Origin of the sequence: Mesorhizobium sp. AR07, from assembly GCF_024746815.1 — a bacterium.
Classification (GTDB): Bacteria; Pseudomonadota; Alphaproteobacteria; order Rhizobiales; family Rhizobiaceae; genus Mesorhizobium.
Genome location: NZ_CP080529.1, coordinates 141,564 through 164,892, shown reverse-complemented (window position 1 = coordinate 164,892; position 23,329 = coordinate 141,564). Strand labels below are relative to the sequence as shown.

The 23,329-nt window shown below is 63.4% G+C and carries 18 protein-coding genes and 1 pseudogene; 1 reads left to right on the top strand and 18 read right to left on the bottom strand.

Features of this window, described 5'->3' with window-relative positions:
- Nucleotides 1-339: 339 nt before the first annotated feature.
- The 16 genes and pseudogenes from BPNPMPFG_RS41820 to BPNPMPFG_RS41745 all read right to left on the bottom strand — a co-directional run bounded on the left by BPNPMPFG_RS41820 (nucleotide 340) and on the right by BPNPMPFG_RS41745 (nucleotide 20,357).
- Complete coding sequence (locus BPNPMPFG_RS41820) at nucleotides 340-3,057, bottom strand: glycosyl hydrolase family 2 protein (RefSeq protein WP_258599498.1); 2,718 nt, start codon at nucleotides 3,055-3,057, stop codon at nucleotides 340-342.
- Complete coding sequence (locus tag BPNPMPFG_RS41815; RefSeq protein WP_258599497.1) at nucleotides 3,054-5,282, bottom strand: MGH1-like glycoside hydrolase domain-containing protein; 2,229 nt, start codon at nucleotides 5,280-5,282, stop codon at nucleotides 3,054-3,056. Before BPNPMPFG_RS41815 ends, BPNPMPFG_RS41820 begins: the two co-directional genes overlap by 4 nt.
- Before the next feature lie 17 nt (nucleotides 5,283-5,299).
- A complete protein-coding gene (locus BPNPMPFG_RS41810) occupies nucleotides 5,300-8,857 on the bottom strand; it encodes a molybdopterin cofactor-binding domain-containing protein (protein ID WP_258599496.1) in 3,558 nt (1,185 codons plus the stop codon).
- Complete coding sequence (locus tag BPNPMPFG_RS41805; RefSeq protein ID WP_258599522.1) at nucleotides 8,857-9,348, bottom strand: (2Fe-2S)-binding protein; 492 nt, start codon at nucleotides 9,346-9,348, stop codon at nucleotides 8,857-8,859. Before BPNPMPFG_RS41805 ends, BPNPMPFG_RS41810 begins: the two co-directional genes overlap by 1 nt.
- A 52-nt stretch (nucleotides 9,349-9,400) precedes the next feature.
- A complete protein-coding gene (locus BPNPMPFG_RS41800) occupies nucleotides 9,401-9,847 on the bottom strand; it encodes a MarR family winged helix-turn-helix transcriptional regulator (protein ID WP_258599494.1) in 447 nt (148 codons plus the stop codon).
- A gap of 315 nt (nucleotides 9,848-10,162) precedes the next feature.
- Nucleotides 10,163-11,050, bottom strand: a pseudogene (locus tag BPNPMPFG_RS41795) (ribokinase); the annotation flags it as partial.
- Nucleotides 11,051-11,226: 176 nt separating this feature from the next.
- Nucleotides 11,227-11,832: a cysteine hydrolase family protein gene (locus BPNPMPFG_RS41790; protein WP_258599493.1), complete on the bottom strand. Its 606-nt coding sequence runs from the start codon at nucleotides 11,830-11,832 to the stop codon at nucleotides 11,227-11,229.
- Nucleotides 11,829-12,899 (bottom strand): ABC transporter ATP-binding protein, encoded by a 1,071-nt coding sequence (locus BPNPMPFG_RS41785; protein ID WP_258599492.1) that lies wholly within the window; start codon nucleotides 12,897-12,899, stop codon nucleotides 11,829-11,831. The genes BPNPMPFG_RS41790 and BPNPMPFG_RS41785 overlap by 4 nt, the downstream gene beginning before the upstream one ends.
- Nucleotides 12,886-13,665, bottom strand: coding sequence for an ABC transporter permease (locus tag BPNPMPFG_RS41780; RefSeq protein WP_258599490.1), 780 nt, complete (start codon nucleotides 13,663-13,665; stop codon nucleotides 12,886-12,888). The genes BPNPMPFG_RS41785 and BPNPMPFG_RS41780 overlap by 14 nt, the downstream gene beginning before the upstream one ends.
- A 10-nt stretch (nucleotides 13,666-13,675) precedes the next feature.
- Complete coding sequence (locus BPNPMPFG_RS41775) at nucleotides 13,676-14,584, bottom strand: ABC transporter permease (protein WP_258599488.1); 909 nt, start codon at nucleotides 14,582-14,584, stop codon at nucleotides 13,676-13,678.
- Nucleotides 14,574-15,605, bottom strand: coding sequence for an ABC transporter substrate-binding protein (locus tag BPNPMPFG_RS41770; protein ID WP_319946074.1), 1,032 nt, complete (start codon nucleotides 15,603-15,605; stop codon nucleotides 14,574-14,576). Before BPNPMPFG_RS41770 ends, BPNPMPFG_RS41775 begins: the two co-directional genes overlap by 11 nt.
- Nucleotides 15,606-15,852: 247 nt before the next feature.
- The gene (locus BPNPMPFG_RS41765; protein WP_258599485.1) at nucleotides 15,853-16,875 is read right to left on the bottom strand and encodes a 2,5-dihydroxypyridine 5,6-dioxygenase NicX family protein; all 1,023 of its coding nucleotides are present in this window, start codon (nucleotides 16,873-16,875) and stop codon (nucleotides 15,853-15,855) included.
- 55 nt (nucleotides 16,876-16,930) lie between these two features.
- Complete coding sequence (locus BPNPMPFG_RS41760; RefSeq protein ID WP_258599483.1) at nucleotides 16,931-17,620, bottom strand: N-carbamoylsarcosine amidohydrolase; 690 nt, start codon at nucleotides 17,618-17,620, stop codon at nucleotides 16,931-16,933.
- A gap of 12 nt (nucleotides 17,621-17,632) precedes the next feature.
- The gene (locus BPNPMPFG_RS41755) at nucleotides 17,633-18,388 is read right to left on the bottom strand and encodes a maleate cis-trans isomerase family protein (RefSeq protein ID WP_319946072.1); all 756 of its coding nucleotides are present in this window, start codon (nucleotides 18,386-18,388) and stop codon (nucleotides 17,633-17,635) included.
- Entirely contained in the window at nucleotides 18,385-19,209 is an 825-nt protein-coding gene (locus tag BPNPMPFG_RS41750) for an alpha/beta fold hydrolase (RefSeq protein WP_258599482.1), read from the bottom strand. The genes BPNPMPFG_RS41755 and BPNPMPFG_RS41750 overlap by 4 nt, the downstream gene beginning before the upstream one ends.
- Nucleotides 19,206-20,357: an FAD-dependent monooxygenase gene (locus BPNPMPFG_RS41745; RefSeq protein ID WP_258599480.1), complete on the bottom strand. Its 1,152-nt coding sequence runs from the start codon at nucleotides 20,355-20,357 to the stop codon at nucleotides 19,206-19,208. The genes BPNPMPFG_RS41750 and BPNPMPFG_RS41745 overlap by 4 nt, the downstream gene beginning before the upstream one ends.
- 394 nt (nucleotides 20,358-20,751) lie before the next feature.
- Between BPNPMPFG_RS41745 and BPNPMPFG_RS41740 the strand changes: the two genes are divergently transcribed.
- On the top strand, nucleotides 20,752-21,072 hold the full coding sequence (locus BPNPMPFG_RS41740; RefSeq protein WP_258599479.1) for an IS66 family transposase: 321 nt from the start codon (nucleotides 20,752-20,754) through the stop codon (nucleotides 21,070-21,072).
- A 361-nt stretch (nucleotides 21,073-21,433) separates the two neighbouring features.
- On the opposite strand, the gene BPNPMPFG_RS41735 is transcribed toward BPNPMPFG_RS41740, so the two are convergent.
- Together BPNPMPFG_RS41735 and BPNPMPFG_RS41730 are read right to left on the bottom strand one after the other, a co-directional pair.
- Nucleotides 21,434-21,577, bottom strand: coding sequence for a DUF7007 domain-containing protein (locus tag BPNPMPFG_RS41735; protein WP_258599478.1), 144 nt, complete (start codon nucleotides 21,575-21,577; stop codon nucleotides 21,434-21,436).
- A gap of 4 nt (nucleotides 21,578-21,581) precedes the next feature.
- A complete protein-coding gene (locus BPNPMPFG_RS41730; protein ID WP_258599476.1) occupies nucleotides 21,582-23,315 on the bottom strand; it encodes a molybdopterin-dependent oxidoreductase in 1,734 nt (577 codons plus the stop codon).
- Between the last annotated feature and the right edge of the window lie 14 nt (nucleotides 23,316-23,329).

Genomic DNA, 23,329 nt, shown 5'->3' with positions numbered 1-23,329 from the left:
CGGCATTCCCTCTCGCCGAAGCCGCTACGCTTCAGGCGGCGCAAAGCCATGAAATAATTTATCTTTTAGACGTGCAGGGCGGGTTGGTATTTTCGCGGTCTTCGGCGCATATGGTCCAACGAGCCGACGTGTTGGTATTTTTGTTGGTATCCGACATCCTGTTGGTATCGACGCAACCAATGTGAGACCCCAAATGGCCCTTTCCGACGTGAAATGCCGCAGCGCCCGAGCCACCTCAAAACTCATGAAACCGTCTGACGGTGGCGGGCTCCAGCTTTGGATGCAGCCTACCGGGCGATCGCCTCGACCTTCCGGGTCGACACGCCCTGTATGAGGTCCTCAACGAGAAGCAGTTTCAATGGCTGCCCCTAAATTTGCAACTAACCTGTCGCGATCGGCATAGAGATATGGTGCCGCAGTCAGTCCCGAGGGTAGTGGCGTGCCACCCCAGTAAGGCGTGCCTGCATAGTAACGATTGGCCGCCGTGTTCCTGACGCGGAGCTCTATTGCGACCTCCCCGCACGCGACAGGCAGCGCGAAGCGTGCTTCTCCCGCGACATGCCGGCCGACAAATGTGCCATCGAGCCAAAGCTCCGCCGTTTCATGCAGGCCTGGCAGCAGCAGATGCCAGACGAGACCGTCGGCGAGAATGGGCAGGTTTGCGCACCGGCGGTAGACTCCTGAGCCGGCGAAAGTGGCATGGCCTTGCGCCTCCCATCCGCGATCGACGGCAACCGGAATTGGTTCGCCGCCGTCGATCTCCAGGGTCCAGCCTTCGGAAAGCACGATCGGCGCCGGCACATCGACAAGGGCGGCGGCGCGACGCCGTCTGGCATCGACCGAGTTGTTCGACGCCGGGTCGCCATTCCGGATCGACAGGCACACCAGACGCTGGGCACCGACATCGAGGGACAATGTTCCATCGATCACCGTACAAGGCGTGACGCCCACTTCGCCCGTCTCGGGATTCCAGAACGAGACTTCCGGCGTCGGCTCGGCCAACCGGACGTTGAGCCGCCGCGTGGTCGCCTGGTCGTTGAAAGCGGCCAGTCGCCAGATGTCACCGCACCGCGAAACCGAACTCCAGGAAGGGCCATCTTCGAACCGCATGTCGGGCAGCGGGCGCGGTTCGGCCGCGATATGGCGCGCGGTGTCTTGCTGTCCCGCATCCGGCAGATGCACCACACGCCCACACTCCGCAGCAAGGCTGGTTAAGAGCACGGCGCCGGACGGGTCCTCTCCCTTCGTTCTGGTCTTGTGCGGCAGTGGGCCGGTCGCCAGCAGCCGACCGCCACTTCGAACGAAAGCGGCGATAATCTCGGCCGTGGCAACCGAGGCGAGCGTCGTCACCGCAGGCAATACCAGCACCTCATAGCGCGGCGTGGGCCCCAGCACCGAGGCCAGCATGCTCTCGTCCACGATGTCGTAGCCGAGGCCTGCGCGCGCCAGCGCTTCCGCCCACCAGCCGAAATGCTCTCCGCAGGCAGGTGCCATCGCCTCTGCACGGATCGTCTCGAGCGGATAAAGAAGCGCCACCGGTCGCAGCGGTTCGCCGTGCTCCAGAAAAGCCGAGAGCCGCGCCAGTTCCGCGAAGATCGCCGGGCAATCCTCCCACCACGGCTCGAAGTTGAAGGCTGGCGGAAAGTCGAAACGTGCGCTGAGCAGCCCGTCGCCCTTGTCGCCATCGGTGACATTGTAGGCGTGCAGCAGGATCTGCCGCGCGCCGAACAGGAGATGGCGGATCGCCTGCGCGCGGAACCGCTCGGCCGTCAGTCCCCATTGCCCGGCAAGGCTCGCCGTGCCCGTCTCCCGTCCGGTCGAGTACTGCTCGATCATACAACGGCGGCGCCCGTGCGCCCGCGCCACGCTGTCGCCGAGCTTGGCAGAGAGTTGCGGCGCGTAGCCGGCCGCATCGACCGCCGTCATACTTCGGTAGGCGTCGATACCGAAATAGTCGACACCCGGCATGCTGCGAGGATCGAAACCCTTGAGACCGGCGTGCAGCCCCCAGGCGCCGACATGGGTCAAAAGTTCGTGCCCGGTAAAGCCAATGCCGCGCTCGTCGGTCCAGCGAGACAGAGTTCCGAAGAAGGCTTCATGCATGCGCCGGCCATAGGCTTCGAAAAAGCTGGCCCGCAACGCGGCCGTGCGCGGACCGACGTCGCGCACCAGCGACAGCAGTTGCATGGCGTCGGCCGGGTCGGCGGCGTCCCAGAGCAGGCTGTTGCCGACGTCGCCATGGTGCTCGTCCCAGACGTGGAACCCGGCATAGGGGTGGTCGAAGAAGAAGCCGTCCGCCGCGCCACTGGCGGCGTCCAGCAGCGGCGCGTAGACAGCGTCGGCAAAGCGTTCCGCCGCTTCCGGCAGGAGATAATTGATGAGCCGCGAAGTCAGGCATCTTGCCGATGCAAAGACGGTGACCGCACTTCCTGCAGGGATGGTACCCCCGTGCTCGATCACGATCCGGCACGAGGCGGCGCCTGTTTGCTTGACCTCGACTGCGCCAGTCACCAAGCGGATGTCGCTTTCGGCAGAGAAGGTCGATTCCTGATCGGGGTGCGAAACAGCGAGCACCACCTGCCAGTCGTCCCAGCGCGGCACGCCACCCTCGTAGCACCAGGTGCGGCCCGCCTCGCCCAGAAAATCGAGAAAGGGCGAGTGGATATTTGAGATCGTCAATTCGGTGCTGTCCTGCCTCGTTTTCCCGCTCGTCCAGAATAAGTGGCGCTCGCGCAGGTGGTCGGCATTGTGGACGGTGTGCCCACCGCCGTGACCGGACATCCAGCCATATTCGTCATAGATCGTGAGCCTGAGATCCAGTCGCCGCGCCTCGGCCGCCGCCAGCCGATATGCGTCAAGGTAGGGAGGAGACAGATAGGATTCGAGCGGGAGCGCGCGACGGGCCTGGATCATCACCGTGCCGACGCCCTTGGCGCGCATATCTGCCAGTTGCCGACCGATTTCCTCCACAGTGGGAATGCGGTGCCAGAACCAGAAGACCGCCGGCCGAAAATCCGGCCCCGGTGCGCGAAACCAGTCCAGGCCGTCACCGCTCATGACGCAGGCGCCAAATGGCAGTCAAGCCGCGCGCCGGCCCCTGCCCCCGACAGATCCATGACGCAGCACCCGTCGTCCAGCGCCGTCGCGATCTCCTCCCCATCGAGGCGCGCTGACACGAGGCGCGCAGCCATTTCCGGCCCGAGCCGGAAGGTTGCACTGCTGGTGCAGCCCTCCGGGAAACGGACCGACAGCAGCCCTCGTTCCACGACGATCTGGCTGATGCGGCCTCTGTAATCAGTGGAAAACAGCACGGCGCCTCTTGCCGAGAGAGTGAGCGTTCCCGCTTCGACCGTGATCACGACGTCACCGGCGGGGCTCGACAGCGGGCCTAGCCGCACGGTTTCGCCGTTATTTGCCAATTCCCAGCCGTGCCACGGGCCGATGTCCATGACCTGGCAGACTCCGAGCAGCGGCAACATCGCACCCCATGTGTAGAAGGGATCGGCATCGCCTTGATCGACGATTTCGCCGGTCTCGGCATTGTAATTCTCACCGCAAAGCCGCGCGCTCGTCCACGACTGCTCGAACAGGGTAAGGCTCTTGCGCGCAAGTTCGGCCGCCTCCAGCTCGAATCCATAACGGCGCAGACCCTGCCAGACGAAATAGTTGACATTCGCCCAGATGCGCCCTCGCCAATAAACGTTTTCCTGGTAGGCGGGATCGTCGCGCGACGCATTGGGCAGCACGAACTGCCCGCCGAATGTCGCCGGATCGGCAAGGTGCTCAAGAAGCCGGGCTGCCTGCTCCTCGCTCGCAGCGCCGCACAACAGCGGATAGAAACTTGTGGGGCAGACGCTGGAGACGAAGCCGCCGTGGCGCTGCCGGTTGGCGAACAGCCCGCGCGCCTCGTCCCACAGTTCGGTCCGGATCCTGCCGCAAATATCTTTTGCCAGAGCTTCGAAACTTGCGGCATCGTCGATGTGGCCGAGCTCACGGGCAATCTTTCCCAGCATTTCGGCATCGAGCGCCAGCGCGCAATTGAGCCCGACGTCAAACGTCGAAAGCGAGCGTGTGACGGGATCGTAGATCGCCTCGTCATGCGTTGCGGAATTGTCCATGCCGGTTTCGTTGCGCGCGCCGAAAGCTGTGCCCTTGTAGAGGGCATCGCCAACGTCCGAAGTGCCGCAGGAAACCAGCCCGCGCCCGTCCGGATCGCGGCTGGCTCGCCACCACCGATTGTTCCGCAGCAATGGGCCATAGGCGTGTTCGAGCAACGATCGGTCCCGGCTGCGTAGATACATCGTCCAGGCGACGAAGGCGCCGTGCGGCGCTTGTGACCGGTCGACCCAGGAATCGCGCGATGTCAGCAGGCAGGCAAAATTGCCCTGCGGCGTCGCGCTGGCCATCGCGACGTCGAAATTATCACGCGCAAGCGACGGATCGAAAAGACCGGCCATTAGCGCCGCGAAAGTCTGGTCGTTGAACCAGACGGCGAAGCCGCCCAGATTCCAGATGCGGCTGATCGCGGTATAGGTGCGGGCATTGATGCGGTCATAGAGCGTGTTCCAGCCGATCACGTCGCGCACCGCGTCGAGCGCGCCTTCGTTGCGCCCGGTGTGAAGCGGCTTGGCGGGTGCTGCGTCTGTCACCAGCGCTTCCTTCGCTGTCTTCACGGCCAGCGCGCGGCTGTCAGCCACCGCTGCGGCAAACCGGGCTTCCGGCATCATTTCGAGATTGAACCGCAGCGCGATGACCTTTGCCGAATTCGACCGGCTCGATAGGTCGAAATAGCCGTTGGCGTCCATCTCGGCGACCAGGGCTTCGACGCTGTCGTGACCGGTCACCTGTACCGGCGCGTCGCGCGAGACCAGCGACACGTATCGCGATCCGACAGCCAGGGTCGCGGCGCCATCTTGATGGTTGTAGCTGACCTCTTCCCCGTTCTCCGCCGACAGGCAAAGCACGACCCAGTAGCGCAGACCCCACTCCCGCTTTTCGCGCACCGACCAGCGGCCCTCGATGCAGAAGGGATCGCGCTTTGCATAGGAGAACTTGAGCCGCGTGCCGCCATGCGTGGTCTCGAAATCGATGACCTCGCCATGGAGGCCGTGGCGTCCGAAGCGAATTTCCACGGGCGGGCTGATGGTTGTCGCCTTGCGCGCACCGGACGAGAACAGCACTGGCGTCATGCGGACGCCGAGCGGCAGGAACACCATCTCGCCCGGCCGTTCCGACCATGTGTTCCAGGCGCGTTCGGCGGGCACGTTGGCGTTTTTGAGCATGTGATATTTCCGTTGCATCAATGGTGAGCGGATCGAACGGCAGCGAGCGAATCCGGGATGGCTTGCCAATCCGGTCTGTCGGGCGCGAAACGCGCCCTCAGATAGCCCAAGAGGTCAACCAGATCGGTATCATCCAGCACGCCGCCGAAGGCAGGCATCGCCATGACACCGAAATCGCCCGCGTCCGTCCTGAGCGGCGAGGCAGCCGGCGCGGAGACGCCTTCCAGGACGGCGTGGAGAAGATTGTCCGGCACATCGGAATGAAGATTGGTGTTGAAGGCCAGCGACGTGATGGACGACGTTTCGGAGTGACAAGTCTCGCAAGCGCCGGCGAACAGGCGCGCACCGCGGGGAAAGGCGGCCGCCGCTTTGGGGGCGGCAAGATTTGCAGCGGCGATTGCGCTTCCGGCCGACGAGCCGGCTGGAGACGTTTCGCCGCCGACGTTGAAGCCGGCGAGATAGACCGCCATCGCTCGGATGTCCGCGTCGGGAAGTGGTGCCAGCGAGTCCACCACGTGGGCCATCGGCCCGGCCGCGGCGCCATGCGCGGCCGAATGACCGGTTCGCAGATAGTCGTAGAAGGCGTTTTCGCTCCACGCGACCGGAGCGAATGATTTTGCCGTCAGCGCATGCGCATGCCAGCCGTCTGCGACGCCGCCGGCAAGATGCATCGCCCCCTTGATCTCTCCGCCAAGCGCATTGCGCGGTGAATGGCAGGCACTGCAATGGCCAAGGCCTTCGACCAGTTCCGCGCCCCGGTTCCAGGCCGCGCTTCGGATCGGGTCAGACGGTACCGGCGATGACGACAGGAAAAGCGCGTTCCACCCGGCCATCAGTGGCCGCATGCCGAAGGGGAAACGCAGCTGCGTTTCCGGTGCTTTGGCAGTCACTGCAGGCTGCACCATGAGATAGGCGTAGAGCGCTTGAATATCGGCCTCGCTCGCCTTGGCGAAGGATGTGTAGGGATGCGCCGGATAGAGATGATGTCCATCGCGCGCAACACCCTGGCGCATTGCCCTGGCGAAAGCCGGATAGGACCAGGCACCGATGCCGGCCGCTTCATCCGGGGTGATGTTGGTGGCATAGACGGTACCGAAGGGGGTTTCGAGAGCCCTGCCCCCGGCAAACGGCGTGCCGTCGGCGCCAACATGGCAGACGTTGCAGGCGCCTGCCGCCGCTGCCAGCCGGCCACGCTCGATCGTGGCGGCTGAAAAGACGTCGGGCAGCGGACGCGCCACCGGCGCGATCCCGGCACTGAACGGAAAAATCCCCGCACCGAGGGCCACGGCGCCGGAAAAGGCGCCGGCGAGCGGCCATGCGAATCTCAGGCGCAACCGCCTGGATCGCCTATTCTCGTTCGATACCAGCGGAGTCGGCAGCGGATTCAAGGCAGCGCGCACACGTTCCGGCGTCAACGGCAGTTCGCGAAAGCGCACGCCGGTGGCGTCGAACACCGCGTTGGCAATGGCGGCGGCACTTGGCACCGAGGCAGATTCGCCCGCACCCAGCGGCGGCTCGTCGGGACGCGGGATCATCAGCACGTCGATGTCCGGCACTTCGGGAAAGCCGATGATCGGGTAAGCGCCCCATTCGAGGCTGGCGACGGCGGTAGAGGAAAATTTGACCTCTTCCTTGAGAACCCGGCTCGTCGACTGGATGACATTGCCATGGATCTGGTGGCGAACGCCGTCGGGGTTGATCACCGCACCGGTATCCTGGCCGCAGATGACTTTGGTGACGGCGATCTCGCCCGTCACCTTGTTCACCGCCACGTCGGCGACCCAGGCCGCCCAGGCGGCGGCCTTGCCGGGGAAGGGACCATGGACATAGACCGCGTAGGCGAAGCCGCGTCCGCAGAGGATGTCACCCTCGCGCCCGAGCGTGCCCGGTGCGGTATGCGGCTTCCAATTCGCTCGTTCGGCGACGGCCCGCACGAGGTCGATGGCTCGTGGATCGGTCAGGTAGCGCAGGCGATACTCGATCGGATCGACTTGCGCTGCCGTTGCCAGTTCGTCGATGAAGGATTCATGGGCGAAGCTGTTGGGCATCGCCGACACGCCTCGGAACCAGGAGGCGCGAGCGAGTGTCGGCATATCGTGAACGGTGACGCGCAGATTGCCGAACGCGTAGGGAGGCACCGCCGTGCGATCGCCCATCAACGCGACCTCTGCGACTGGCGAAACCTTTCCGGTCAGGATCAGCGGCAGGGTCGGCGCCAGATTGGACGGGTAACGCGTTTCAAAATCGTAAGCCGCGGGGCCGCCCTCGCCGTCAAGTCCGCCGCGCACGTCGATCACCTGCGCAGCCCCCTTTGGCTCCCAGGCGTGCTCCTGCTCACGGGTCAGTTGGACGCGCACCGGGCGACCCACGGCACGGGAAAGAAGCGCGGCATCGGCCGTCACATCGTCGGCGCAGTTGCGACCGTAGCAGCCGGCCGCCTCCAGCCGCTCGACGACGATCCGCTCCTCCGGCAGGTCGAGCAGTTTTGAGAGGTCAGCGCGCATCGGAAACGGATTCTGCGTGCCGGACCAGACAGTCAGGCCGTCTTCGCGCCAGTCAGCGACCGCACAGGAAGGGCCGATCGAGCCGTGCATTTGGTAAGGCCAGACATAGGTCCGTTCCATAGGCATCGCCGTCGCGCCGAGCGCGCGTTCGACATCGCCGCGGTCAGCAAGCTTGCGGATCGTCGACCGATTGTTACGAAGCGCCGCCTCGGGAGCATTGAGGTCGGGGACGACGGGCGCGTCGCGCCATTGCACCTTGAGCCGCTGCATCGCCTCGATGGCGTGCTCTTCGCGCGCCGCCACAACGCCAACGAAATCGCCGATGGTCACGACCGCCACCAGCCCCGGCACATCGGCCACCGATGCCTGGTCGACGGCGATCAGGCTGGCGGCGACGTGACCCCCTGAATCGAAGCCGGCGTAGGGCGGGCGGACAACGCGGCCATGCAGCATGCCTGGCAGGCGCACGTCATGGACGTAGACAAAGGCTCCGGTGGCCTTGGCCGGAATGTCGGCGCGCGGCTGCGGCCGGCCCACTATACGGTACTGCGCGGCTGGCTTCAGGGGCGCGTGCGGATCGATCGCAAGGTGCGTATTGGCGCCGGCGATGAGATCCCCAAAGGAGACGAAGAGATTTTCTTCCCTATCCGCCGGCTTGACTACACCGTCCTCGATGATCAGTTCCTCCGCCGAGATGCCAAGCCTTGGGGCGGCCAGCTTGATCAGATATGCGCGGGCGGTCGCGGCGGCGGCGCGCAGTGGCATGGCGGTGACCTGGATGGTCTCGCTGGCGATGGTCGCGCCCTGATCCGGAGCCGCAGAAGTCGAGCCGAGAACCATACGTACGCGCTCGAACGGAACGTCCAGTTCCTCGGCAACGATTTGGGCCAACGCCGTGCGTATGCCGGTGCCGAGATCGACGTGGCCGTTGAAGGCGGTCACGGAGCCGTCCGCGTCGAGCGCGAGGAAGAGTTCGCCATCTTGGCCGGCGACACGGCTCGGCCGCAGAACCAGGAGCGCCTCGCTGTCGCGTAGATAGGCGGTGGCAGGCCGGTCGCGCGGGCCGCTCATCAAACGTGCTCCGAAGTGGCGCCAGCGGTCACTTGCGCGGTGGCGCTGGCTGCCGCGCGCACGGCGGCGAGGATTTCCAGATGGGTGCCGCAGCGGCACAAATGATGCCGCAGCGCGGCGCGGATCGCCGTCTCGTCTGGCCGCGGATCGCGCCTGAGCAGCGCGACAGTGGCAATGATCATGCCGTTCAGGCAGTAGCCACATTGGGCGGCATTGTTGGCAATGAACGCGGCCTGCACGAGATGGAGGTGATCCGTGGTTCCCAGCCCCTCCAGGGTGGTGACCGACCGATCGGCGACCGCGCCGATGGGAACCACGCACGACCGGACCGAGGTGTCGCCGACGAGAACGGCGCAGGCTCCGCATTCGGCCAGGCCACAGCCATATTTCGGAGCGTTCAAGCCGAGGTCATTACGCAGCACGTGGAGGAGCAGTGTTGTTGATGGGAGGGAGAGTTCAATATCCCTGCCATTCACGCGGAGCGCAATCAAAGCATCCACTCGAGCCTCCGCAAAACTCGGAATGCCAGAAGATCGGTATGCTTCACTCGTTCGTGTCGGCGTCCTCTCCCAATAGACGCAGCGTATGGAGAAGCGCCATGCGCTCGGCCGGGTTGAGGTGCTTCATGGTCAGCTCGGTGATCTCCAGCGCATGCGGCACCGTGCGCTCCAACAATTGCAGGCCGGCCGCGGTGATGGAGACAATCACCTTGCGTGCATCCGCGGGATCCTTCGAAAACGCGATCAGGCCGCGATCCTTCAGCCTGTCGATGATCCCGCGGATCGTGCCCTGGTCGACACTTGTCGCCTTCACGAGTTCGCTCTGGGACTGGGGTCCGTTGTCCTTCAGCGCGCACAGTGTCGAGAATTGCACTGCCGTTAGTTGCGGGTCGCCGGCATTCGCCTGGAAGATGGCGAGATGGCGCTGATAGGCCCGCCGGAGCAGGTAGCCGACCTGATCCGAGAAGACATAGCGATCTACGCCTTCCATACGATCCTCTTCGCTCGACTGGTGTCCCGGCACCTAGCGTCCCAACCCAGAATATTGACGTTCGAGGTATGCTTAAGACGTTGGCATCGTACAAAGCAAGATGGCGTCCACGGCTTTCGGGCCTGCTTTCCCGACAACACGTCGTCAGCGGCGATCGATGTCCGCATAGAGCGGTTTGCAACCGGCCCTTTCTCGGCTTCGGTAGCGTTGCGCAGCGTGCGTTCAAACACATGACGGGTCCATTGCCCAACAAGGTGGCGACGGCAGCTGGGATCGAATTTGCGACCGATGGCAACATCATGCGGGCTGCATCCATCACTGGTCATGGCGGGAATGAGGTCGTGAAGATCGGTGATTTTCCCGATGCAGTTCGCAGCCCAAGGCCCTCGTTGGCGCCAGTGCCTTGTCGATGCCGACACGGTCTGGAATGCTGCTTTGTGCACCCTCTTTCGTGCAGGCCAGCGATCCCGCTGTCGAGCCGATACGGAGGGCTGCTCCGAAAGGCAGCCCTTCGTCGATCGCCGCCGCGAAGGCGCTGACAAAACTGTCGCCGGCAACGGTTGTGTCCAAGGGAGTGACCGCAAGCGCTTGCGCCGTATGGTGTTCACCGGCCACGAAAGCCACAGCGCCCGCAGCCCCAAGCGTCACCACAACCTGGCAGCCGAAACGGTCGTGCAGGGCTTTGCCCGCGGTTTCCGCATCGGCGGCCGGAAGCCCGGCGTTTTCCGCGATGGACAACACTTCGTGTTCGTTGACCACCAACGTTTCCAGCGACCGCATCATGTCCTCTGGCACGGGCCCAGCCGGCGCTGCGTTGAGGATGATCCGCCAGTGCCGGTCTGCTGCGAAGCGGACGGGTTCGCGCAGCGCGTCCTCGCGGATTTCCCGTTGCAACAGCAGGATGGTGCCGGCCGGGCAATCCAGAGCCGCAAGCTGAGCGGCCTCGGTTTCGAGGTTGGCACCGGCCGCAACGACGATGGCGTTCTCTCCCTGCGCATCGACAGTGATGAAGGCGAGAGCGGTTGGGCTGCCAGAGACGGCGAGCGCGGACAGATCGACGCCGGCATTCTCCATCTCTGCGACAGCCTCGCGGCCGAAGGCATCGTTTCCGCGCGACCCCACGAATGCTACCATCGCGCCTGTCCGAGCTGCGGCCACCGCCTGGTTGGCCCCCTTGCCGCCCGGAACTTTGTATAGGCCGGGCCCATGACAGTTTCGCCGGGATGCGGAATTCGCTCGACCGGGATGATCAAGTCCATGTTGACAGAGCCAAAAACAACAATCATTTCAGCAGCCAGCCTTCTTGGAGCACGGTTTCCCCACCGGCCGGCCTCTTGCAGGTCAGAGAGCCTCGGCCGATGGTGAACGCCGTGTTGTGGTCAGTCCGTCCAGCCTGCGATCAGCGTGGCGGTACTCGCCAGCGCGATTTGCTCTGGCACCCGCGGCAACAACAGATCCATGACCGCCTGATGGGATTCGAGTGACGAACTGGTCACGGCATCCTCCACGACTATGACCCGGTATCCCCGGTCAACGGCATCGAATACCGTCGCCAGCACACAGATGTCCGTCTCCACGCCCGTAATGATCAGCGTGTCGATATTGCGGGCCGCGAGACGCTCCTGGAGTTCTGCGACTCCGAACATGGAATAGGTTGGCTTATCGAGGATTTCCTCACCACGCGCCAGCGTAGCAAACGGTTCGACCAGATCGATCAGGCCGGGGTCCTTCGACGCCGCCTCCGTAATTCCCAACCATCGTCGATAGTAGCTTCGCCACGCACCTTGCGCGGTTTCGGGCGTGTCGGGCACGGTGAAGCGTGCGAAGATCGTGTGTCCGGCCTTTGCCTCGAGGATCCTTGTCACATTGGGCACGATGTCGGCCAGCGTCGGTGTATGCCAATCCGTGCTCTCGGCAAACAGGCGCTGCATATCGATGCACAGATGGACGGCATTGCGGCCGATGGGTTCGGACAGTGCCGTCATGCCGCCACCTCCAGTGGAACCGTGTGCGCGGGCGACCATGTCAGCTCGACGAGCTCGCCGACCGTATGCGGCTTGCCATCACTGTTCTGGGCGAAGATCTTGAAGCTGAGGCCGTCGAATGCCGCCTCGTAGGTCAATGCCGTTCCCGCATAGACCGATGACGATATCGTGGCGCTGACGCGGTTGCTGCGGTCGGTGTCTTTTCCGCCACGTGCCACGTTCCTGATGACAATCTTTTCCGGCCGCACCGCGACCGTCGCTTCGCTTCCCGTAGCGGGCAGCGGTGCGTCGACGGCCACAGTCGATCCGTTGGCAAGCCTGATGCCGCCCGCAACGACCGTGCCGGTGAGGAAATTCGTGTCGCCCAGAAATTCCGCCGCGAAACGGGTTTTCGGGCGTTCATAGACCTCGGTGGGGGCGCCGATCTGCACGATGCGTCCGCGGTCGAGTATCGCCACCTTGTCCGACAGTGTCAGCGCCTCTTCCTGATCGTGCGTGACGAAGATGGTGGTCAGGCCGCTTTCCTTCTGGATGCGGATCAGTTCCACCTGCATCTCCTGGCGCAGTCGGCGGTCGAGCGCCGAAAGTGGCTCGTCCAGCAGAAGCACGCTCGGCTTGGTGACGATCGCCCTGGCGAGCGCGACACGCTGCTGCTGGCCGCCGGACAATTGCTTGGGTTTGCGGTCGCCGAAGCCAGGCAAGCGCACAAGCTCGAGTGCGCGCTCGACCTGTTTGCGCGACTCCTCGCCCTTGATGCCGCGGCGAGCCAGCCCGAACGCCACGTTTTCGTTCACCGTCATGTGCGGGAAGAGCGCATAGGACTGAAACACCATGCCGATGTTGCGCGCCCAGACCGGGGTGCGCGTAACGTCGCGCCCGCCGATCGACACATTGCCCTGATCCGGGATGATGAACCCAGCGATAATGCGCAGCAGCGTGGTTTTTCCCGACCCGGACGGTCCCAGCAGGCTGGTGAAGGAGCCTTGCGTGAAGTCCGTGGAAATGTCGGTCAGGACGGGAACCGCGCCATAGTTCTTGGCGATCGAACGGACTTCAACGTTTGTCACTGACGCCTCCCGGCTTTGCGAACAGGGCGAAGATCACGATGACCGCCATCGAGCCGACCAGCAGGATGGTCGAGATAGCGTTGATCTCCGGGGTGAAACCCTTGCGGATTGCCGAATAGATCTGCACCGGCAGGGTCGAGAATCCGGGCGTGGCAAGGAAGTACGAGATGACGAACTGGTCGAGCGAGACTGCGAAGGCAAACAGTGCCGCGCCAAGGATGCTCGGATAGAGCAGCGGCAAGGTGATCGAGAAGAAGGCGTGCACCGGCGTCGAGCCGAGGCTCATCGCCGCCTCCTCAAGATCGGCACGCACCGTCTGGAAGCCGGTGCCGACGACCAGCACGACATAAGGGATGGCAAGCGCCACATGGCCGATCAGCAGCGCGTGCAGGCCACGGCCGATGCCGCTGTAGAAGAAGAACACCAGCATCGCCGTGCCGGTGATCAGCCAGGGAATGGCGATCGGCGGCAAGAGCATCAGCTGAAGCAGCGTCTTGCCGCGAAAGGTTCGCCGCGACAGCGCCACCGAGGCCATGGTGCCCAGCGCCGTTGCGATGATCGAAGTGGCAATGGCGATCCAGACGCTGTTGATGCCGGAATTGACGAGCTGGGTGTTGCCGGCGAGCGATGCGTACCACCGGGTCGAGAAGGTGAACGGCAGCTCGTAGAGCGGGGATTCGTTGAACCCCATCGCCATCATCACAAGGATCGGCAGATAAAGGAAGGCCAGGATGGCAAAGATGTAGAAGCGGGCGGCGATCTTCATCTTCGGTCTCTCACAAAGCCGTGCCGCGGCGCAACACGCCGGAGAAGGTGGCGAAGATGCCCAAAACCACTGCAAGCATGGTGAACGAGAGAGCCGCACCGAGCGGCCAGTTGAAGGCCTGCGTAAACTGATCCTCGATCACCGTGCCCATGGTCACGCCGACGCGGCCACCGAGAATTCTGGGCTCCATGAACGAGCCAATCACCGGCACGAAGATCAGGACCGATCCGGAGATCAGGCCGGGGGCGGCCATTGGCAGCAGGATCTTCAAAAGAATCGTCCACCAGCGCGCACCGAGGCTGGTGGCGGCTTCGACGATGGTGTTGTCGATGGTGACCAGCGCGATGTAGCACGTCAGGATCATGTAGGGCAGATAGCCGTGCACCAGGCCGACCACGACAGCCTGCCGCGTGTACAGGAATCCGACCGACCCGGCGCTAGGCCAGACCGAATGGATAAGATAATCTAGGAACCCGCCTTCGCGCAGCACCATGGTCCAGGAGAATACGCGCACGAGACCGTTCGTCCAGAACGGCAGCAGAACCAGGATCAGCAGGGTCTCGCGCACCTTGCCTTCGGTGGCGCGGACCAGGGCCAGCGCAGCAAAGAAGCCCATCACGGCGCAGAAGAACGTCGTCCAGAAGCCCATCAGCAGGGATTGCCAGGCGACGCCGATCAGGTAGGGCTGGTCGATGAAGGCACGGTACTGTTTCAACGTGAAGGCAATCGGAGCCTTGCCCATCGGCGTCGCGGTCAGGAAACTGAACGCGAACATGGTGCAGAGCGGCAGGAACACCGCGAGCGTCAGCCAGCCATACGTTGGCACCAGCAACGCCGCCGTCGCCGCCCACGACGGCAACGGCCTGCGCGAGCCGCCAGGCTCGCGCGACGGGGTCGGCTTCGCCGCCTCAGCCGGCATAGAACGCCTTGACCTCTTCCCAGACGTTGTTGAAGGCCGCGCGCCGGTCATCGGGAAGCGCCGACTGCAGCGTCATCGTCTTGAGATACTCCGGCTTGTGGATGACCCGGTTCAGGTCATCGGCGGGGAGCTTTTCCATAGCTGCGGCGTTGGCCGAAGCGGGCGCGCCGACTTTGGTCGCCCACTCGACATAGAATTCCGGGTCGATCATGTAGTCGATGAAGGCGAGCCCTGCGTCTTGCTTGGTGCTGGTCGCCGGAACCGACAGGCTGTCCAGCCAGCCAATGCCGCCTTCCTTGGGCACAACGAATTCGACTGGCAGCTTACTGATGCGCCTGGAGCGGACGGATGCCCCCGACCAGTAGACGGAGAGGTCGAACTCCTTGGCGGCGAAGGATTTGTTCCACTGGTCCTCGCTCGACCACAAAAGCTTGACGTTGGGCTTGAACGCCTTGAGCTTCTCGGTGACGACCGCGAGGTCGGTCGGGTTGTTCATATCCTGACCGGACAGCAGCGCGCCGATGGCGACACCGCTCACGGCGTCGTCGAACAGCGCCACGCGGCCGGCATTGGCCGGATCGCCCAACGCGGCATAGCTGTCCGGCTTGGTGCTGCCTTCGCGGATGGCGAGCGCTGTGATGCCCCACACCCACGGCACGCCATAGACTTTGCCGGCCGTCTTGAGGTTGGGATGGTTGCGCAGCTCAGGCGACAGGCCGCTGGCGTTCTTGAGCTTGCTGAAGTCGATCTCGGCAAGGAGGTCTTCGCCGGCCGCCTGCTGGGAACGGGCACTGTTGATCAGCGCCACGTCGTAGACGCCGGGGTTGGTTCGCAGCTTCGTCAGCATTTCCGCTTCCGAACTGAAATAGTCGTGCACCACCTGGATTCCGGTCTTCTCGGTAAAGGCTTTTACCGCCCAGGCCTCGTCGGTTCCGTAACCCTGCCAGTTCAGAACCGTTATGCTGGTCGCGGCCCGTGCCAGCCTTGGCCCTGCCATGCCGGCCACCGCGGCAGCACCCATCATTGTCAGAAAACTGCGTCGTGTCTGTTGCATGTTCTTGCTCCCATTTTTTGTTGGTATACAAACAAAACTTCCGAACCCGATCGTTGTCAATAGGTTACATAAATATTTTGTAATATAAGATTTCGTCGGTGCAAATTATGGTGCAATATATCTCAGGTTCCGTCCTTCAGAAGAAGCGACGGAAAGCAATAATGCCGAAAGAATTTTAGTATCGTTACATCGATTTTATCGACGGAGGCTTGTTCTATGCGTGCTGCATCTCCTTCACAACGATCTTGCCATCCACGACGATCGGCTCATCATCCAGAAAAAGGCTGCAATCCCGCATCGGGATATCGAGGTGACAGGCGGTGTCATTGGGGCCGCCGAGTTCGTTGTTCGGGCCTGTCGAAAACATCACGTTGCCGTAGAAGGAGCGCAGCTCCATGCCCATGCCGCCGGGAAACTGCGTCAGGCCGTGCCACTGCGCCCGGTGGTCGAGCCCCCAGCCGACATGGCTCATGCCCATGCCACGCGGGTCCTTGAACTCGCCCATGTAGGATTTGATCAGCTCGGCCTCGAGCCCGCCGCGGATGTCTTGAACGAAGCCTTTTTCGATCGTGTAGACGACCGGTTCGCGCACGTAGGTGTTGAATGGCAAAAGCACGTCCCCAGGCGCCAGCACGATCTTGCCGTCGACGCCGTCGTCGGCGCCGCCGGTGAAGACGAAGGCCGCTGGCCAGTGGTCCCAGCGCCCGGGCTGGTCGGTGTACCCGTATTCGCCAACCGTCGGATAGACGCCGAGCTTGTAGACCACGTCGGTGCCATGGCGTGAGGTGATGCGCATCGTCTTGGCCTTCGACAAAAGCGCTTCGCCGATTTCGACGCGCTCGCGCAATTCCTTGGTGGGCAGCAGTCGGGCGAGCAGCGGTGCGGGTTCGACCGCCGTCAGCACGCGCGCGCCCGCCGCCTGGATCGCCATCTGCTCCGGGCTGAACAAAAGAAAGATGAGGTCGACGACCATGTCGGCCTGCTTCAGCGCTTCGACCGCCTCAGGATTTGCAGCCAGGCCGGTCTCGCCGACCGCCCAGGCGCCGTTGCCGGGCAGCGGCGCGGGCAGGCGCATGTGGTACATGCGTGCACCGAGGCGCTGGCCGGCGGCGAGGAAGGCGTCGGCATAGTCGAGCCGCTCGCTGCCTTGCGACAGCACGATGACCTTCTCTCCTTCATGCACGCCGCTGAGCGTGAGCTGGTGCAGGCAGATTTCAGTCAGAACGTTGCGGTCCATCCAGCGATCTCCTTTGCAATGTGGGCGGCGTTGCGGCCCAGTTCATGGGGTTCGGTTATTCATTCTGCTCGGGCGCCCTTCGCCGGCCAGCGCGGCTGATTTCTTCCAGCGCCTCCTTCAGGCCGACGACGTCGCCATATTTGGCATCGATGTCGAACAGGTTGGCTTCATGCGGCCCGGCGTGCCGGTCGCCAACGCAATCCCTGATCACGATGGTTCGGAAGCCGTGCTGGACCGCGTCCACGGCGCTTGCCCGGATGCAGCCGCTGGTCGAGCAGCCGGCGAGTATGACCGTGTCGATGCCATCGGCATGCAGCATCGGCGCGAGGCTGGTGCCGAAGAAGGCACTGGCATACTGCTTGGTGACGACCAGTTCGCCCGGCACCGGTTCGACGCCGTCGCAGAATTCGGCCAGCGGACTGCCGGGGACCAGGGCCGCCATCACAGGCGCCTTCTTCACCCAGATCCCGCCGTCGGCGCAGTTCGGCGCGCGGTAGAGGATGTTGGTGTGGATCACCGGTACGCCGGCTTGGCGCGCAGCGGCCAGCAGCCCGGACGTGTGTGCGACGGCCTCCACCACGCCCTGCGCGAAGAGCGCTGCGCCGGGGGTCGTGTAGGCCTTCATGAAGTCGATCACCAGTAGCGCCGGCTTGCGCCCGAAGCCGATGCGACTGCCCCAGACGCCGCTGTAGTTGTCGGCTGCCGCCTGCGTTTCGGCCTCTATGGGAATTGCCGGCTGCGTCATGGCCCGCCTCCGTCAGTACGCGCCGGAAAGCAGTGCGCCGGCGCCGGGAACGACCGGCTCCAGGCCGACCGCCTTCAGCAGGCCGTAGGTGGTGGCGATCGCCGCCGTCAGCACGGGTTTCCCGGTAAGAGCTTCGACCTTGGCGACGACGGGCAGCGAAGGCATCTGCACGCAAGCCGACAGTACGATCACGTCGACGCCGTCGAGGTTCATGCCGGCAACGATGCCAGGCAGGTTTTCCGGATCATGCCGCGCCACGTCGAGGTTGTCGGGTATCTCCAGCGCGCGCCAGTCGACGACTTCGAAACCTTCCTCGCGGATGTAGTTCACCACGAGTTCGGTCAGCGGCCGCATATAGGGCGCCACGACGGCAATGCGCTTGGCCTGCAGCACCTTGAGGCCTTCGATCAGGGCGCCGGCGCTGGTGACGACGGGAATGTCGGCGCCATTCTCTTGCGTGCGACCGCGCAGCCGCGCCTCCGACTGGCGATGATAGCCGAGGCCCGTCGCCATGATTGCGACCAGGCAGGCATAGCCGAGCACATCGACGCGGGCATCCGAAAGCTCGGCGGCGCAGCGGTCGGACTCGCCGTCCATGGCGGCAAGCTCGTCCTTGCTCACCGTCTTCATGCGCATGCGGCTCGAATGGAAGGTGAAACGCTCGGGACGAATGGCCTGCCGCGCCAGCAGCATCGCCGGGATCTCGGTTTCCATCGTGGTATTTGAGCTCGGCACGATCTGGCCGATCCGGAACAGCTTGGTCGTCATGCCGCTTTCCTTCCGGCCAGAGCAGTTCCCAGGAGCTTGTCGGTCGCGGCCAGGAAGCCGTCGAAATTGTCCCAGGGGATCATGTGCCCGGCAGCGGGTACCCGCTCTATGCGGATGCCGGGGTTGAGCGACTGAATTTCCGCCTCGTCGGCAGGTTCGATGACGCCGCCGCGCGTTGCCACCATCAGGCAGGCAGGGACGGGAAGACCGGGCAGATCGCGATGGATGTCGTCGGTATGAAAGCCTTCGAAGGCCGTCACGATGGCGGGCTCAAAGCAGGTGTGCAGCCATTCTGCCCGCAGCGCGCGCTGCTCGCGGCTCCAGGTCGGACAGAAGGCGCGCATAGCCTCGGCATCCATGCCCTTTTCCGCCTGCCGGATCGAATCCACATACCAGGACAGCTTCGAGGGGTAGGCGCGGCGGCCCGGCCCCGAGACCGGTGGGTCGACGAGGAGGAGCCGCGCCATGCCGGCCGGGTTTCGCGTCGCCGCGCGGATCGCGATGCGCGCGCCCATGGAATGGCCGAGCACCGTCACGCCGGAAAGACCGAGCGCCGCGATGAAACCCGAGAGGTCGTCGGCCAGGCTGTCGAGGCAGTAGTCGAGGTCCGGGCCAGATTGCGACAAGCCGCGGCCGCGGACATCGAGGACGTAAACGTCGAATTCGCGGGCGAGCCTTTCGGCGACGAAGCCCCAGGTCACGGCCGGGCTGGTGATGCCCGGCACCAGCACCAGCGGCGCTCCCGTGCCGAGATGATGCAAATAGTGCTGGCGGATGCCGTTAGCGGCGACATTGGCGCCTGTGACCGCTGACGCGCTCATTGTGCCGCCTCACGGCTCTGCAGCTGCGTCTGGTAGACGTCATAGCCGAACACCCAGGCCGGATCTTCCTGGCTGCGCAGCCACGTGTTGGCGTTGGACACCGCCTGGACGCGCGAGGCGCGATCCCTACGGTTCGCTTCGTAGAGGGCGAAGGCCGATGCATAGTCGCCGGTCCCGGTTTCGCCAAGGCAACGCGCCAGCATGGCCGCGTCCTCGATCGCCATGGCCGCGCCCTGCGCCATATGCGGCTTCATTGGATGACAAGCGTCGCCGAGCAGCACCATCCGCCCCTCGCTCCACACCGGCAACGGCTTGCGGTTGAGCAGCGGCCATTTGGTAACCTCGTCGCTCGCGTCGATCAGCGCGTCCACCACCGGATGGCAGCCGGCAAAGGCTTCGCGCATTTCTTCGCGGCTGGACGGCACGAAGGCGCCATCGAATTCCCAGGCAGGATGAGGCACGCCGGTGACGTAGTAGTACTCGCTGCGGTCCGCGGTGGTGTGGTAGACCATCATGTGACGGTCCGCGAACCACCACTTCGCGCAGTCTTCAAATTCGAGGCCATAGCTGCTTAGCTTGTCGGACGAAATCACCGCCCTGTGGGCGACCCAGCCGCTGTAATTCGGCTTTTCCTCGCCGAGCAGAGCTTCGCGCACCTTAGAATTGATCCCGTCGGCGCCGATCACGATGTCGGCCCGGACCTGGGTGCCGTCGGCGAAGCCTAGGTCGACGCTGGAGCCGCTTTCCGTCATCGCCTCGAGGCGCTTGCCGAAATGCAGGTTTTCCGGCCGCAGCAGCGAAACCTGAAGGGCGTGCAGATCGCCGCGATGGACGGTCACATAGGGAGCGCCATACTCCTTCTCGGCGAATGCGCCCAGCCGGATCCGCGAAAGATATTCGCCCGAACGCCCATCCCGGCTGAACCAGAAGTCCGGCTTCGAGCCCAACGTCGTGACGGCGTCTTCCATCCCAAGTTGGCGAAACACCTTCATGACGTTCGGACCCATATGAATCCCGGCGCCGAGGCGCGCAAAGGCTGGCGCCTGCTCGAAGACGTCGACCTGAAAGCCGGCCTGTTGGAGAAGGCCGGCCGCCGCCGCCCCTCCAAGTCCGGCACCTATGACCGCAATCTGCGTGTGAATTGGCATGAACCTAACGACCTCCCGACTGGACTCCGATAAGCGAGCTGGGCGGTATTTATAGAGTATACACTGTAAATGTCAACGGCCATCGATTCAGCTGGCAATCCATAAATTTGCATGCCACTCCGAAGCTAGTTGGCCTTTCATGGCGGAGAGAGCTAAAGTTTCGACACACCACGCAACAGAGACATTATAGAGTATACTCTATTTTTAAGCTGCTCAATGCGGCTTCAACCGTGGTCGGACGACTTGGTTGACGTGGCCGGCCATGTTGAGGACGGCCCTTTTTTTTGGCTCCAAATTGCCTTACGCGCGCCAGCCATAGGTTTAGGCGTGGTGTCTGGATCCCACACCCCGAAGAGCCAGGGAACTGGCCCGGCGGTTCGACCGGATCGTCGGCATGAAGACCAGGTTCGTGACCCTCGACCGTCTACTCGCGCGCATCCGGACCGACCGCCAAAGCTTCCTGAAGATCCTCCAACGTCCGGACATTCCGCTCCACACCAACGGCTCGGAGAACGATATCCGCAGCGTGGTGACCCGGCGCAAGATCAGCGGCGGAACCCACCGCGACCAGGGCCGTGCCGCCCGCGACACCATGCTCAGCATGATGAAGACCTGCAACAAGCTCGGTGTCAGCTTCTGGGATTATCTCGGCGACCGTCTCGGCATCCCTGGCAACAAGATCCTACCGCTTCCCGTTCTCCTCGCCGCTCGCTGAACCCGAACAGCAGATCGACGCGCCCAAACGCCTCCGCTTTTACCCCGGTTACTCGTGGCAGGTGATCTGCCGGTCGATGATGCCGAGCTGACGCTGGGTCTGCCGGCGAGCTTCTTCCATACGGAAGAGCTGCGCACAGCGATCACAGGGGAACATTATGCCGCCCTCACGCCAGGTGGCGAAGCTCGATGGTCCGATATAGGACGCGTACTGCTCCGGATCGATGACGAGCCGAAGCGGTGAACACGGTATTCGTCCGAAGGAACAAGGAAGCGTCGTTCCTCTGTTCCAGGCCCACGCTTGCCACCGGCCGTCCCGACCACCTCGGTAAAGCTGGGCTGGTGATCACACAACGATCCAGTCATTTGGCGTGCTTGTCGAAGAAAGCGCGCTCATCCTTCTTCCAGGATTCGCCTGAATCAAGAACGTTGCCTGTGATCGCTTCCCAGGCGTCCGGAAAACTGGCCTTCATCGTGCGTTCGGCATACCGGCGCTCGAAGAGCAATTGGTCAGATCGGCATGCGATAGCCGTAGAATTCATGATCCTCATTGTAGCCGCCCTGACCCGCGCCGAGATCGGCGAAATCCCGCACGAATTCGATTGCTGCAATCCACTTGACCATCTTGAAGCCCAGTTCGTTCTCGCACCGCAGCCGCAACGGCGCACCGTGCAGGACGCTGACGGGTGCGCCGTTCATCTCGTAGGCCAGGATCGTCAGCGAATGACGCATGTTCTCGATCCTATGGACGTCATAGTAGCGCCCGCCGTCGGCGCCGTCGGCCAAAGAGTAGAACACTGCGTAGCGTGCCTCGGGCGTTGGCTTCACCAGATCCAGCATGTCGCGCATAGGAACACCGCCCCATTCGGCGACACCGGACCAACCCTGGATACAGAAATGCGTTGTGATCTGTTCTTGCTTAGCCATCCCCTTGAGGTCGCACAGGGAGAGTTCCCGCGGCGAGGTGACAAGACCACTGATGCGGAGCCTGTAGCTGGCGAACTGTTCCGCCACCAGATCATCGAATTCCTTGGAGTGGGGCATGGTGCCGTTCGGCCAGAAGTACGGGGAAATATCCTTCTTGGTGAGTTGCGAGCGCGGGTCCCAGTCTTCGGCCAGCCCCATGATCCAGCCGATCGTGAACGCGCCGACGCGCTGTACCAGGCGGGCGTACCGGATGGTGAACGGTGACACCACAAGCCAGGTAATCAGCAGGATAGCCATGGCAAGGAGAAACAGCGGGAATCCTGCCCATGAGGCGTTGTCGACGCCACCGAACATGTGATTGGTGTTTTGCCTGATGCCTGTGACGAACACCATGGCGCCATGCGCCACGATAAAGCCCACGAACCAGGCGAACGAGATGAAGTGAACCGACCGCATCGCCTGCCGATTGAACACCCTGCCGAACCACCCCAGCGCATTGGAAATCGCCGGGCTCTGCATCAGCCCGGTCAGGATGGAGACGGGTGCCGCGATGAAAACGGTGACGAAGTAGCTGAACTGCTGCAGGCCGTTGTAGCGTGTCCAGCCTTCATCGACCGGAAAGTTCAGTGAGGCGTACTGGATCGCCGTCGACAATGCAGCCGGAAACACTTCCCAGGTCATGGGCACCAGCCTGCGCCACTGATCGGTGGAAAACAGCAGGGCGTAGAATGCGATGCCGTTGATCAGCCACAGCAGGTTGATCGAGAAATGCCACCAGCGCGAGAGCCCAAGGGTGTGGCGGAGGCCCGGAATACCCAGCCATGTCGGCAGCGTGACGGAGTCATCCTTGGCGGTCCAGATCCGGTCCTTCGGCACCGGAACCTGGAAACGGAACCAGTCGGTTCCCGGCGTGCAATCCCGCCCCCAGTAAAGCCGTGGATGATCAGCCAATATCTGTAGGCCGGCCCGCATGATGAACAGCATGAAGAACATGTTCAGGAAGTGCTGAAGCTGCAACCACCAAGGGAAGCCGGAATCGACCGAGGGCGCGGACTGCGCGATACCAGGATGGTTCTGGATAAAGGCTGCCACGCTAGGAAGCTCGCGCAGGCTTTGCGCCAGGGCAACCAGACAAAGCAGTGCCGCGGCACCGATGGGTAGGCTCCACAAGGTATTGATCCAGCGGCTCCCGATCCGGATTCGCGGAAAAATTCCTTGTTGCGGCGACATCCAGTGATCGAGGCGGACACGGTCGTCGGCGCCGCTGAGCTTCGCACGAAGCGGATCGATGGGGGGAGGTTGGAGAATGGCGGGCATAGGCCCATCGCTTT

Excerpts from the sequence above, each read along its gene's own strand:
- BPNPMPFG_RS41750 (WP_258599482.1), bottom strand. The coding sequence starts at position 19,209 with ATGAGCGCGTCAGCGGTCACAGGCGCCAATGTCGCCGCTAACGGCATC.
- BPNPMPFG_RS41800 (WP_258599494.1), bottom strand. The coding sequence starts at position 9,847 with ATGGAAGGCGTAGATCGCTATGTCTTCTCGGATCAGGTCGGCTACCTG.
- BPNPMPFG_RS41775 (WP_258599488.1), bottom strand. The coding sequence starts at position 14,584 with ATGCCGGCTGAGGCGGCGAAGCCGACCCCGTCGCGCGAGCCTGGCGGC.
- BPNPMPFG_RS41815 (WP_258599497.1), bottom strand. The coding sequence starts at position 5,282 with ATGCTCAAAAACGCCAACGTGCCCGCCGAACGCGCCTGGAACACATGG.
- BPNPMPFG_RS41730 (WP_258599476.1), bottom strand. The coding sequence starts at position 23,315 with ATGCCCGCCATTCTCCAACCTCCCCCCATCGATCCGCTTCGTGCGAAG.
- BPNPMPFG_RS41755 (WP_319946072.1), bottom strand. The coding sequence starts at position 18,388 with ATGACGACCAAGCTGTTCCGGATCGGCCAGATCGTGCCGAGCTCAAAT.
- BPNPMPFG_RS41780 (WP_258599490.1), bottom strand. The coding sequence starts at position 13,665 with ATGAAGATCGCCGCCCGCTTCTACATCTTTGCCATCCTGGCCTTCCTT.
- BPNPMPFG_RS41760 (WP_258599483.1), bottom strand. The coding sequence starts at position 17,620 with ATGACGCAGCCGGCAATTCCCATAGAGGCCGAAACGCAGGCGGCAGCC.
- BPNPMPFG_RS41810 (WP_258599496.1), bottom strand. The coding sequence starts at position 8,857 with ATGAGCGGCCCGCGCGACCGGCCTGCCACCGCCTATCTACGCGACAGC.
- BPNPMPFG_RS41770 (WP_319946074.1), bottom strand. The coding sequence starts at position 15,605 with ATGGGTGCTGCCGCGGTGGCCGGCATGGCAGGGCCAAGGCTGGCACGG.
- BPNPMPFG_RS41820 (WP_258599498.1), bottom strand. The coding sequence starts at position 3,057 with ATGAGCGGTGACGGCCTGGACTGGTTTCGCGCACCGGGGCCGGATTTT.
- BPNPMPFG_RS41765 (WP_258599485.1), bottom strand. The coding sequence starts at position 16,875 with ATGGACCGCAACGTTCTGACTGAAATCTGCCTGCACCAGCTCACGCTC.
- BPNPMPFG_RS41745 (WP_258599480.1), bottom strand. The coding sequence starts at position 20,357 with ATGCCAATTCACACGCAGATTGCGGTCATAGGTGCCGGACTTGGAGGG.
- BPNPMPFG_RS41790 (WP_258599493.1), bottom strand. The coding sequence starts at position 11,832 with ATGACGGCACTGTCCGAACCCATCGGCCGCAATGCCGTCCATCTGTGC.
- BPNPMPFG_RS41740 (WP_258599479.1), top strand. The coding sequence starts at position 20,752 with ATGAAGACCAGGTTCGTGACCCTCGACCGTCTACTCGCGCGCATCCGG.